The organism is Pseudomonas sp. LBUM1674 (genome assembly GCF_059695635.1).
Window position 1 is genome coordinate 6,561,210 of sequence record NZ_CP166779.1, and the last position, 12,378, is coordinate 6,573,587.

The 12,378-nt window shown below is 60.6% G+C and carries 11 protein-coding genes; 9 read left to right on the forward strand and 2 right to left on the reverse strand.

All coding sequences use genetic code 11. The features are described from left to right. The first annotated feature begins 131 nt into the window (after nucleotides 1-131). From ACA067_RS30155 to ACA067_RS30195, 9 genes are all read left to right on the forward strand, one after another. Complete coding sequence (locus ACA067_RS30155; RefSeq protein ID WP_497459726.1) at nucleotides 132-1,814, forward strand: flavin monoamine oxidase family protein; 1,683 nt, start codon at nucleotides 132-134, stop codon at nucleotides 1,812-1,814. A 12-nt stretch (nucleotides 1,815-1,826) separates the two neighbouring features. Next, entirely contained in the window at nucleotides 1,827-2,621 is a 795-nt protein-coding gene (locus ACA067_RS30160; protein ID WP_497459727.1) for a carbon-nitrogen hydrolase family protein, read from the forward strand. A 105-nt stretch (nucleotides 2,622-2,726) separates the two neighbouring features. Continuing rightward, entirely contained in the window at nucleotides 2,727-5,159 is a 2,433-nt protein-coding gene (pqqF, locus tag ACA067_RS30165; protein ID WP_497459728.1) for a pyrroloquinoline quinone biosynthesis protein PqqF, read from the forward strand. Between the two features lie 157 nt (nucleotides 5,160-5,316). Next, on the forward strand, nucleotides 5,317-5,391 hold the full coding sequence (gene pqqA, locus ACA067_RS30170; RefSeq protein WP_009045898.1) for a pyrroloquinoline quinone precursor peptide PqqA: 75 nt from the start codon (nucleotides 5,317-5,319) through the stop codon (nucleotides 5,389-5,391). 85 nt (nucleotides 5,392-5,476) lie between these two features. Beyond that, nucleotides 5,477-6,388: a pyrroloquinoline quinone biosynthesis protein PqqB gene (pqqB, locus tag ACA067_RS30175; protein ID WP_497459729.1), complete on the forward strand. Its 912-nt coding sequence runs from the start codon at nucleotides 5,477-5,479 to the stop codon at nucleotides 6,386-6,388. A 149-nt stretch (nucleotides 6,389-6,537) separates the two neighbouring features. Next, nucleotides 6,538-7,290: a pyrroloquinoline-quinone synthase PqqC gene (pqqC, locus tag ACA067_RS30180; protein ID WP_497459730.1), complete on the forward strand. Its 753-nt coding sequence runs from the start codon at nucleotides 6,538-6,540 to the stop codon at nucleotides 7,288-7,290. Next, nucleotides 7,287-7,562, forward strand: a complete 276-nt coding sequence (gene pqqD, locus ACA067_RS30185) for a pyrroloquinoline quinone biosynthesis peptide chaperone PqqD (protein WP_008024193.1) — start codon at nucleotides 7,287-7,289, stop codon at nucleotides 7,560-7,562. Before pqqC ends, pqqD begins: the two co-directional genes overlap by 4 nt. 16 nt (nucleotides 7,563-7,578) lie before the next feature. Continuing rightward, a complete protein-coding gene (gene pqqE / locus ACA067_RS30190; protein ID WP_497462867.1) occupies nucleotides 7,579-8,709 on the forward strand; it encodes a pyrroloquinoline quinone biosynthesis protein PqqE in 1,131 nt (376 codons plus the stop codon). Continuing rightward, nucleotides 8,675-10,498 (forward strand): alpha/beta hydrolase family protein, encoded by a 1,824-nt coding sequence (locus tag ACA067_RS30195; RefSeq protein ID WP_497459731.1) that lies wholly within the window; start codon nucleotides 8,675-8,677, stop codon nucleotides 10,496-10,498. The genes pqqE and ACA067_RS30195 overlap by 35 nt, the downstream gene beginning before the upstream one ends. Before the next feature lie 167 nt (nucleotides 10,499-10,665). Here ACA067_RS30195 and ACA067_RS30200 read toward each other — a convergent pair whose 3' ends face one another. Both ACA067_RS30200 and ACA067_RS30205 read right to left on the reverse strand, forming a co-directional pair. Then, on the reverse strand, nucleotides 10,666-10,824 hold the full coding sequence (locus ACA067_RS30200) for a YqaE/Pmp3 family membrane protein (RefSeq protein ID WP_003228885.1): 159 nt from the start codon (nucleotides 10,822-10,824) through the stop codon (nucleotides 10,666-10,668). 203 nt (nucleotides 10,825-11,027) lie between these two features. Continuing rightward, nucleotides 11,028-12,311, reverse strand: coding sequence for an aspartate aminotransferase family protein (locus tag ACA067_RS30205; RefSeq protein WP_497459732.1), 1,284 nt, complete (start codon nucleotides 12,309-12,311; stop codon nucleotides 11,028-11,030). Nucleotides 12,312-12,378 lie beyond the last annotated feature (67 nt).

Genomic DNA, 12,378 nt, shown 5'->3' on the forward strand with positions numbered 1-12,378 from the left:
TATTGTTCAATTAACTATCAAAACGACGACACTTTGCGTCTTATTAACGTGTTCTATGCTCTCTAGAATGGCTGTCATCTTTTCCTATACTCAGATGCGCATCCCGCGTCGGGTCGCCAGCAAGGTCAGCCATGAACAACAACAATCGCCATCCTGCAGACGGTAAAAAACCAGTGACCATTTTTGGTCCGGACTTTCCCTTCGCCTTCGACGACTGGATCGAGCACCCGGCCGGCCTGGGCAGCATTCCTGAGCACAATCACGGTGCCGAGGTAGCGATTGTCGGCGCCGGTATCGCAGGGCTGGTGGCGGCTTACGAATTGATGAAGCTGGGCCTCAAGCCCGTCGTTTACGAAGCCTCGAAAATGGGCGGTCGCCTGCGTTCCCAGGCGTTCAACGGCGCCGAAGGCATCATCGCCGAACTCGGTGGCATGCGTTTCCCGGTGTCGTCCACCGCGTTTTATCACTACGTCGATAAACTCGGCCTCGACACCAAGCCCTTCCCGAACCCGCTGACCCCTGCTTCGGGCAGCACCGTGATCGATCTGGAAGGCAAAACCCATTACGCACAGAAGCTGGCAGATCTTCCTGCACTGTTCCAGGAAGTGGCCGACGCCTGGGCGGATGCCCTGGAGGCCGGTTCGCAATTCTCCGATATCCAGCAAGCGATCCGTGACCGCGATGTGCCACGCCTCAAGGAACTGTGGAACACCTTGGTTCCACTCTGGGACGACCGCACCTTCTATGACTTCGTTGCTACCTCCGAAGCGTTCGCCAAACTGTCGTTCCATCACCGCGAAGTGTTCGGCCAGGTCGGTTTCGGCACCGGCGGCTGGGATTCGGACTTCCCCAACTCGATGCTGGAAATCTTCCGCGTGGTGATGACCAACTGCGACGATCACCAGCACCTGGTGGTCGGCGGCGTGGAACAAGTGCCACTGGGCATCTGGCGCCATGTGCCGGAACGCTGCGTGCACTGGCCCGAGGGCACCAGCCTCAGTTCGTTGCACAGGGGCGCTCCGCGTTCCGGCGTGAAGAAAATCGCCCACGCAGCGAACGGCCGTTTTACGGTCACCGACAACTACGGCGACACCCGCGAATACGCGGCGGTACTGACCACCTGCCAGAGCTGGCTGTTGACCACCCAGATCGAGTGCGACGAAACCCTGTTCTCGCAAAAGATGTGGATGGCCCTGGACCGCACCCGCTACATGCAGTCGTCGAAAACCTTCGTGATGGTCGACCGCCCCTTCTGGAAGGACAAGGACCCGGAAACCGGCCGCGACCTGATGAGCATGACCCTCACCGATCGCCTGACCCGCGGCACCTATCTTTTCGACAACGGCGACGACAAGCCGGGCGTGATTTGCCTGTCGTACTCATGGATGAGCGACGCGCTGAAAATGCTCCCGCACCCGGTGGAAAAACGCGTGAAGCTGGCGCTGGATGCCTTGAAGAAGATCTACCCGAAAGTCGACATTGCCGCACGGATCATCGGCGATCCAATCACCGTGTCCTGGGAAGCCGACCCGCATTTCCTCGGTGCTTTCAAAGGCGCCCTGCCCGGCCACTACCGCTACAATCAGCGGATGTACGCGCATTTCATGCAGGCCGACATGCCGGCCGAGCAGCGCGGTATTTTTATCGCTGGCGACGACGTTTCGTGGACGCCGGCCTGGGTTGAAGGCGCGGTGCAGACCTCGCTCAATGCGGTGTGGGGCATCATGAAACACTTCGGCGGTGAAACTCACGCCGAGAACCCGGGTCCTGGAGATGTGTTCAACGAGATCGGTCCGATCGCACTGCCCGAGTAAGAGGAATCCGAAATGCGCGTAGCCCTTTACCAATGTCCACCTTTGCCCCTGGAGGTTGCCGGCAATTTGCAACGCCTGCATCAACTGGCGTTGGAGGCCAAGGGCGCCGACTTGCTGGTGCTGCCGGAGATGTTCCTGACCGGCTACAACATCGGCCTCGATGCGGTCAGCGTACTGGCGGAAGTGTACAACGGCGAGTCGGCGCAGCAGATCGCGCGCATCGCCAAGACTGCGGGGATTGCCATTTTGTATGGCTATCCCGAGCGCACTGAAGACGGACAGATCTACAACGCTGTGCAATTGATCGACGCTCATGGCGAACGCCTGTGCAACTACCGCAAGACGCATCTGTTCGGCGATCTCGATCGCTCGATGTTCAGCGCAGGCAAGGATGATTTCCCCCTGGTTGAGCTCAATGGCTGGAAGCTCGGCTTCTTGATCTGTTACGACCTGGAATTTCCGGAAAACGCCCGGCGCCTGGCCCTGGCCGGTGCCGAGCTGATTCTGGTACCCACGGCAAACATGATTCCCTACGACTTCATCGCCGACGTCACCGTCCGCGCACGGGCCTTTGAAAACCAGTGTTATGTGGCCTATGCCAACTACTGCGGACAAGAAGGCGACATCCACTACTGCGGCCAGAGCAGTATCGCCGCGCCGGATGGCAGCCGCATTGCCCAGGCCGGCCTCGATGAAGCACTGATCGTCGGCGAGCTGGATCGCCAGTTGATGGTCGATTCCCGCGCCGCCAATCGCTACCTCCTCGATCGCCGCCCCGAGCTATACAGCGACCTGCACAAGCGCTGATCCACTTAAGGAATGTTCTGGATGAGTTTCCCCAGCAGAGTGGAAATTCATTGAGAACGCCCCCTGATCCGCTAGCATTAGCGCTTCTCTGTTCTGGAAGTGCTCATGCCTGCGCTGAATCATCCCTGCCTTCACACTGAAACCCTGGCCAACGGCCTGCGGGTGACGTTGCGTCATGCTCCCGAGTTGAAGCGTTGCGCTGCGGCGTTGCGCGTCGCCGCGGGCAGCCATGATGTGCCGCTGGCCTGGCCTGGCTTGGCGCACTTTCTTGAACACCTGTTGTTCCTCGGTACCGAGCGCTTTCCTGCAGGCCAAGGCCTGATGGCCTACGTACAAAGTCACGGCGGGCAGGTGAATGCGCGGACCAGTGAACGCACAACCGACTTCTTTTTTGAATTGCCCCCCCAGGCGTTTAGCGGTGGGCTGCAGCGTCTGTCAGACATGCTCGCTCATCCGCGTATGAATCCGGACGATCAGCGGCGGGAACGGGAAGTGCTGCACGCAGAATTTGTCGCCTGGTCCCGGGATGCGACGGCCCAGCAGCACTTTGCGCGGTTTGATGGCGTTTGCGCCGCTCACCCGTTGCGCGCGTTTCATGCGGGCAATCGCTACAGCCTGCCGCTGCCGCAGACTGAGTTCCAGCACGCGCTGAAGGATTTCCATCAACGGTTTTATCAGACCGGGCAGATGACGCTCAGCCTGGTGGGGCCGCAGCGTATCGATGAGTTGAAGTCGATGGCTCAAAGCGTTGGCGCTGTCCTTTTGGCAGGAAAAAAAGTCCCGCAACAACCCCCTGTGCCGCTGATGGCGTCTTCAAGCAATAGTTATCAACAGGCCGGCGAGGGCCGGCTGGACCTGTTGTTTGCCTTCGAAGCGCTGCCCGATTCATCGGCCGAAGCCTTGGCATTCCTGTGCCATTGGTTGAACGCGGCAAAACCCGGGGGGCTGCTCGCGGTATTGCGCGCCGGCGGGATGGCTGACAGCCTGAAAGCCACGCCGCTGTACCGGTTCGTCGGGCAAGCGTTGCTGCACATCGAATTCACCTTGCCCGCCCACGCAGCCCACGTCGGGATCCGCGAGCAGTTACTGGACTGGCTGGGCTTTTTTTCCTCTCGGCAAGACTGGAGCGCATTGCGCGAAGAACACGCCGCCCTGTTGCGACGACAGCAGCAAGTCAGCACGGCCCTGCAACTGGCCCGACTGGACAGCGAGCAGCTTGAGACCGGTTTATCCGACCAGGGTGTCGTTGCCCTGAAGCAGATCCTCCAGCAAATGGGCGCTGTGGATAACTTCAGCAACCCATGGCAACTGCCGACAGCCAATCCGTTTTTATGCACTGAACCACAAGCGCCGAGTGCCGGACTGATCCGCGGCCAGACCAGCCGACACCGCGGTCTGCGAACCTTTGCCCAGGATCGCACGCGCAGTCGCCGCGAACACTCGCCGATGCTCTTCAGCCAGGCATTGCCGGATAACACGGCTGAAGGCGCCGTATACCTGCGTTGGCGCCTGGACTCGGCGTCTTGCAGCAACCTTCAATCCGCACTGGAGAACCGCCTGCAACCCTTGCGTGACGATGCTCGGCAGGCGGGTGTCGAGTTTTCTCTCAGCGCTTCGGGCAATGAATGGCTGCTGAAAATGACCGGACTGCAAGAGCCGATGCCGGTAGTCCTCGAGCATGCGCTGAAAGAACTGACAAATGCTGATATCGCTGTCTCACAAGCGACCGCGACAAGCACCCCGCTCTTGCCGATTCGACAGCTGCTCAAGGCACTGCCTGAGCACTGCCTTGAGTACACTCCTGACTCGGACGACTGGCAGCAGCTTTGGGCGAATGCACACTGGGATGGTCTGGCGACCGGCCTATCCGCCCGGACTCAAACCGCGATGGGCCTGGCCTTGAGCCGCGTACCGGGCAGCCCGGACAATCAACTGACGCCACTTTCATCGATCTGCTCGCAGCACCTATGGCACCGCATCGACACCGGCTCCAGCGAGCACGCGCTATTGCTCTTCTGCCCGAGCGCAACCCGGGCCATCGCCGACGAAGCCACCTGGCGATTGCTCGCTCACCTGTGCCAGACACCCTTCTATCAGCGCCTGCGGGTCGAACTGCAACTGGGCTATGCCGTATTCAGCGGCCTGCGCCAGGTTCATGGGCAGACCGGACTGTTATTCGGCGTGCAATCACCCAGCGTTGCGCCTGTGGACCTGCTGGGGCACATCGAACAATTCCTGAACGAATTGCCGGGGATGATCGATGGCATCGATGACTTGGCCTTCGTCGCCCAACGCCAGGCCTTGGCCGACCAGTTCGTCAGCACCGCGCTGCCCGTCGCTCAGGCCGCCGAACTGTTGTGGCAGGGCAAACTGGCCGGCCACTCGTCGGATTATCTGACCCAACTACCCGAGGCGATTTTGAGGATTGACCGCACAGCCCTGCTCGACGCCACCCAGCGACTGAACAAGGCGGACGGTGGCTGGCGCTGCCTGGCCAGCAGCGCGGCGCCGGGCGCTCCTTGGCAAGCGGCAAAATGATCATTACCGGTGCTGCAATTAGCTTTCTCAAAGATTCGCGGCCAATCATTCTGAAATTTTGAGTAACATAGCCGCCTAACTATCTGAACATCTCCGACTGGAGGTGGACTATATGTATAGGTATCAACTGTCCCATCTACCTGAAAGGAGCACTCTTATGTCCTGGTCCAAACCTGCTTACACCGACCTGCGTATCGGCTTTGAAGTCACCATGTACTTCGCAAGCCGCTAAGTTCTGCCATTTAGGTGGAGAATGATGTGCAACGCCTCGGTTCGCCGAGGCGTTTTTATTTTCAGCGTTAAATGATGGAGCAGCCATGTTTGTCCAGATTCTAGGTTCCGCCGCTGGCGGCGGCTTCCCCCAGTGGAACTGCAATTGCGCGAACTGCGCGGGTTTTCGTAGCGGTAGCCTGCGGGCCAAGGCGCGAACCCAGTCGTCCATCGCGATTTCCGATGACGGCGTGAACTGGGTGTTGTGCAATGCCTCGCCGGACATCCGCGCCCAGCTCCAGAGCTTCGCGCCCATGCAACCGGGCCGCGCCCTGCGCGATACCGGGATCAGCGCGGTCATCCTGATGGACAGCCAGATCGACCACACCACCGGCCTGCTCAGCCTGCGCGAAGGTTGCCCGCATCAGGTCTGGTGCACCGACATGGTCCACGAAGACCTGAGCACCGGCTTTCCGTTGTTCACCATGCTGACCCACTGGAATGGCGGGCTGAGCTGGAACCGCATCGAACTCGACCACAGCTTCACCATCCCGGCCTGCCCGAGCCTGCGCTTTACCCCGCTGCCCCTGCGCAGCGCAGCGCCGCCGTATTCGCCGCACCGCTTCGACCCGCACCCGGGCGATAACATCGGCCTGATCGTCGAAGACCTGAACACCGGCGGCAAGCTGTTCTACGCCCCGGGCCTGGGCAAGGTCGATGCGCCGCTGCTGGAAATCATGGCCGGCAGCGATTGCCTGCTGGTGGACGGCACCATGTGGGACGACGACGAAATGCAGCGTCGGGGCGTCGGTACTCGCACCGGCAGGGAAATGGGCCACCTGGCGCAGAACGGCCCCGGCGGCATGCTGGAAGTGCTGGAGCAACTGCCCAAGCCGCGCAAAGTGCTTATTCACATCAACAATACCAACCCGATTCTCGATGAGGACTCGCCGGAGCGTGCGGAGCTGGGTCGGCGTAAGGTTGAAGTGGCGTATGACGGCATGAGTATTGTGTTGTAAGTATCCGAGACCGCTGCGCGGTCTATCGCGAGCAAGCTCGCTCCCACAGGGATTTGCGTGATAACCCAATCCAATGTGGGAGCGAGCTTGCTCGCGATGACGCCAGATCAGACACCAAAGAATTAACCGGTCGTACCCGGAGAACCGAAATGACTGACACCCCAATGTCCCCCGCCGAATTCGAAGCAGCCCTACGGGCAAAGGGCGCCTATTACCACATCTACCACCCCTACCACGTGGCAATGTATGAAGGCCGTGCGACCCGCGAGCAGATCCAGGGCTGGGTCGCCAACCGCTTTTACTATCAGGTGAACATCCCCCTGAAGGACGCCGCCATCCTCGCCAACTGCCCGGACCGCGAAATCCGCCGCGAGTGGATTCAGCGCCTGCTGGACCATGACGGTGCCCCTGGCGAAGACGGCGGTATCGAAGCCTGGCTGCGTCTGGGCCAGGCCGTCGGCCTCGACCCGGATCAGTTGCGTTCCCAGGAACTGGTGCTGCCCGGCGTGCGTTTCGCCGTGGACGCCTACGTCAACTTCGCCCGCCGGGCCAGTTGGCAGGAAGCTGCCAGCAGCTCACTGACCGAACTGTTCGCACCGCAGATCCACCAATCGCGCCTCGATAGCTGGCCGCAGCATTACCCATGGATCGACCCGGCCGGCTACGAGTATTTCCGCACCCGCCTGGGGCAGGCGCGCCGGGATGTCGAGCACGGTCTGGCGATCACTTTGCAGCACTACAGGACGCGGGAAGGTCAGGAGCGCATGCTGGAAATTCTCCAGTTCAAACTGGACATCCTTTGGAGCATGCTCGATGCCATGAGCATGGCCTACGAACTGAACCGCCCGCCGTATCACAGCGTGACCGGGCAACGGGTCTGGCATAAAGGAATCACCTTATGAGTTTCGACCGCAGCAAGACCCCGACCTGGCGTCCCGGCTACCGCTTCCAGTACGAACCGGCGCAGAAAGGCCATGTGTTGCTCTATCCGGAAGGCATGATCAAACTCAATGAAAGTGCCGCGTTGATCGGCGGCCTGATCGACGGCGAACGCGATGTCGCGGCGATCATTGCCGAACTGGACGCGCAATTCCCCGGCGTGCCCGAGCTCGGTGACGACATCGAGCAATTCATGGAGGTCGCCCGTGCTCAGCACTGGATCGAACTTGCCTGATTCCGTTTCAGCCAGGTTGCCGCCCAAACCCGAGATCGGCCTGCCGCTGTGGCTGCTGGCCGAGCTGACGTATCGCTGCCCGCTGCAATGCCCGTACTGCTCCAACCCACTGGATTTTGCCGAGCAAGGCAAGGAACTGAGCACCGAACAGTGGATCAAGGTGTTCCGCGAAGCACGGGAAATGGGCGCGGCGCAGTTGGGTTTTTCCGGGGGTGAGCCGCTGGTGCGCCAGGACCTCGCCGAGCTGATCGCCGAGGCGCGCAAGCTGGGTTTCTACACCAACCTGATCACCTCGGGCATCGGCCTCACCGAGCAGAAAATCAGCGACTTCAAGAAGGCCGGCCTGGACCATATCCAGATCAGCTTCCAGGCCAGCGACGAGCAAGTGAACAACCTGCTGGCCGGTTCGAAAAAAGCGTTCGCGCAGAAACTGGAAATGGCCCGTGCGGTGAAAGCCCACGGCTATCCGATGGTGTTGAACTTCGTCACCCATCGGCACAACATCGACAAGATCGACCGTATCATCGAGCTGTGCATCGCCCTTGAAGCCGACTTCGTCGAACTCGCCACCTGCCAGTTTTACGGTTGGGCACAGCTCAATCGGGTCGGCTTGTTACCGACCAAGGAACAACTGGTCCGCGCCGAACGTATCACCAATGAATACCGCGCCAAGCTGGAAGCCGAAGGGCATCCGTGCAAGCTGATTTTCGTCACCCCGGACTATTATGAAGAACGCCCGAAAGCCTGTATGAACGGCTGGGGCAGTATTTTTTTGACCGTCACGCCGGACGGAACCGCCCTGCCTTGTCACGGTGCCCGACAGCTGCCGGTGCAATTTCCCAACGTGCGCGACCACAGCATGCAGCATATCTGGTACGACTCGTTCGGCTTCAACCGCTTTCGCGGTTACGACTGGATGCCCGAGCCATGCCGCTCTTGCGACGAGAAAGAAAAAGATTTCGGCGGCTGCCGCTGCCAGGCGTTCATGCTCACCGGTGACGCGAGCAACGCCGATCCGGTGTGCAGCAAGTCGCACCATCACGGCGTGATCCTCAAGGCCCGCGAAGAAGCCGAGCACGCGACCCAGACCATCGAACAACTGGCCTTTCGCAATGAACGAAATTCACGCCTCATCGCCAAAAGCTGAACCCTTCAGCGCCGCCAGAGCCGTCGCCGCCGGTGTCGACTTTGCCGAATTGCAGCTCGGTCGGCATGGCCTGTTCTGGAACGAGTACCGCCCCGAAGATGCCGCCTGCCGTCTCTGGCAGTGGCGTGACGACCAGGCCCATTGCCTGACGCCGCCGGGCTTCAGTGTGCGCAGTCGAGTGTACGAATACGGCGGTGGAGCGTTTTGCCTGACCGATGACGGGATCGTTTTCGTCAACGAGGCAGACCAGCAGTTGTATCGACAGGCGCTCACAGGCGAGCCTGAGGCGCTGACTTCAAACGAGTGCCGCTACGGCGATCTGCAGTTCGCCGACGGGCGGGTTCTGGCTGTTGAAGAGAACCGTGACCGGCATCGTCTGGTCACCATAAACCTGCTGGACGGGGCGCGACATTTGCTGGCCGAAGGTGCGGATTTTTACGCCTCACCGACTCTGAGCCCGGATGCTCGCCGCCTGGCCTGGATCGAATGGCGCCGCCCGGATCAGCCATGGACCGCGACCCGGCTGATGGTTGCCGAACGCCAGGGCGATGGCCATTATGCTCAGCCGCGCTGCGTAGCCGGCGATGGCGTTCAGGAGTCGCTGCAACAGCCTCGGTTCGATGCCAGCGGTCGGCTGTTTTGTCTGACGGATCGCGGTGGCTATTGGCAGCCATGGATGGAGTCGGGCGATAGTCTGAGCCCTATACCCAGCGCCGCAGCCGACCATGGGCCGGCACCGTGGCAACTGGGCGGATGCACCTGGCTGCCATTAGACGAAGGCCGCTATCTGGCAAGCTGGACCGAAGGCGGTTTTGGCCGGCTGGGACTTGGCGGTGACAACGGTGAGGATTTCACCGGCGACTACAGCCGCTTCCGCCATCTCGCCCTGGACGAGCAGTTCATTTACTGCATCGCCGCCTCGCCGATCAGCCCTGCGGCGGTGATTGCCATCGATCGCAGCACCCGTCAGGTCAAAGTGCTGGCCGGCGGTGTCGCGCCATTGCCTGCCGAGCAGATCAGCCTGCCGCAAACCCTGCGCTATCCGAGCGGCTCAGGCGAAGCCCATGGCTTCTTCTACCCGGCGATGAGCGGGGAGGCGAAACCGCCACTCGTGGTGTTCATTCACGGCGGCCCGACCTCGGCCTGCTACCCGATGCTCGACCCTCGTATCCAGTACTGGGCACAACGCGGCTTCGCCGTGGCCGACCTCAATTACCGCGGCAGCAGCGGCTACGGTCGGGCTTATCGCCAAGCGCTGCATTTGAGCTGGGGCGATGTCGATGTCGAAGATGCTTGCGCGGTCATCACCTATCTCGCCGAGCGTGAGCTGATCGACGGTGACAAGGCGTTTATTCGCGGGGGCAGCGCCGGCGGCTACACCACTCTTTGCGCACTGGCCTTCCACAAGGTCTTCCGCGCCGGTGCCAGCCTGTATGGCGTCAGCGATCCTGTCGCTCTCGGCCGTGCGACCCACAAGTTCGAAGGTGACTATCTGGATTGGTTGATCGGTGATCCGGTCGTGGATGCCGAACGTTACGCCGCGCGAACGCCGCTGCTGCACGCGGGCAACATCAGTGTCCCGGTGATTTTCTTTCAGGGTGAACTGGATGCCGTGGTGGTGCCGCAACAGACGCGCGACATGGTCGAGGCACTGCAGAAAAACGGCATTCTGGTTGAAGCGCATTATTACGCGGATGAACGCCATGGTTTCCGCAAGGCCGGCAATCAGGCCCATGCGCTGGAGCAGGAGTGGTTGTTTTATCGGCGGGTGATGGATCTGGCGGACTGAAGCCTGCGCTTGGCGCAGAAATTGTGGCGCCTCATTCGCGAGCAAGCTCGCTCCCACATTAGATCTTCAGTGAGCACAGTATTTGTGTGCGACCGAGATCAAATGTGGGAGCGACGGTGCGGCGATCCGACTTGCTCGCGAAGGCGATCTATCGAACGCTACAGACTTCAGCGCTTGGCAATGATGTACACCGCATGCACGATCCCCGGAATATAACCGCACAACGTCAGCAGAATATTCAGCCAGAACGCGCCACCGAAACCGACCTGCAGGAACACACCCAGCGGCGGCAACAGAATAGCGATGATGATTCGAATAAAGTCCATGGGGCAGCTCCTGGTTGAGGTTGGCTCGTGGGAGCCTACACCTTATCGACCCATACCGTTCGTCAGGGTTCAGTATCGTCACAGTCCGAGCGTTAAAGCCCAATTCGGGCCGACAAAAAAACGCCCCACGCCAAAAGAATCAGGCATGGGGCGATGCGTTATACCGCCAGACGGTTCGGGAATTCGTGCAGGACCGGGTCTGATCAGACCGCAATCCCTTTGCGGCACTGCAGTTGCGCGGTGCGCACACGGGAGAAGGCACGTGCCAGGCGCAGGAGCATTTCGTCGATGTTGGCCTTGCTGACGGTGAGGGCCGGGGTAAAGCGCAGGCAACCGGGTTGCGGGGCGTTGAGCAGCAGGCCTTCATACAGCGCAGCTTTGACGACGGCATCCGCCGAATCGTCAGACAACGTCAGCCCCCAAAGCAGCCCCTGCCCGCGTAATTCGCCGTGTCCGTAACGATGGGCCAATCGAGCCAGGCCTTCGCGCAGGTGCTGGCCGGTAGCCCCGACATGCTCGAGAAAAGCCTTGTCCTGCACACTGTCGAGCACCGCAAGACCGGCAGCCGTCATCAGTGCATTGCCATGGTGAGTCCCCATCAGCTCGCCGATATCGAAACAGCAGGCCTTACCCCGCGCCAGCAAGGCCGCCAATGGCACGCCCCCGCCCAGACCTTTGCCGAGGACGACGATATCGGCGCGCACACCGTAGGACTGTTCGGCTAGCAGCGTGCCACAGCGACCGACACCGGTTTGCACTTCGTCAAGGATCAGCAGGATGCCCAGTTCACGGCACAGCTGTTCGACCCCCTTGAGGTAATGTTCGGTGGCTGGAATCACCCCGGCTTCACTCTGGATCGGCTCAAGCATGATGGCCACAGTCCGGGCATCCACGGCCGCATGCAGCCCCGGAAGATCATTGAACGGAACGTGACTGAAGCCTGGCAGTTGCGGCTCGAATCGATTGATCAAGCGGGAACTGTCCGACGCCGACATCGTCGCGAGACTTCGCCCGTGGCAACCGTTATGGGCAACGATGATTCGCGAAGCACCACCGCGATGCCGCTGTCCCCACTTGCGTGCCAGTTTGATAGCCGCTTCGCAGGCTTCACTGCCACTGTTGAGCAGGTACACCTGATCACTGCCGGTGCTGGCACACAATCGCTGGGCGAGGTTGAGCATCCCGCGGTTTTGCAGGCCGAAACCAGGGTTGATCAGCGACCGGGCTTGCGCCGCGAGGGCATTGACCAGTGCTGAAGGGCTGTGTCCGAGGCTATTGGCGCCCACACCCTGTGAGAAATCCAGGTACGCGCGGTCATCGCTGTCCCACAACCAGGAGCCCTGGCCGCGCACAAAAATCTGTTTCGGCCGCTCGACACTGGGCATCAGGCACTCGCTGGAAAGGTTGTCGCCCTTGGACGGCGGGTGGTCGTCAACGGCCAAGTCATCAAGACTCGGTGGATTGCGCCGCAGTTTGAACAAATTCATCTGCTCAAACCTCGTGAGAGGTTTTTTGCCTTACCTATGTAAACACCATCGATATAAACGGTATTCA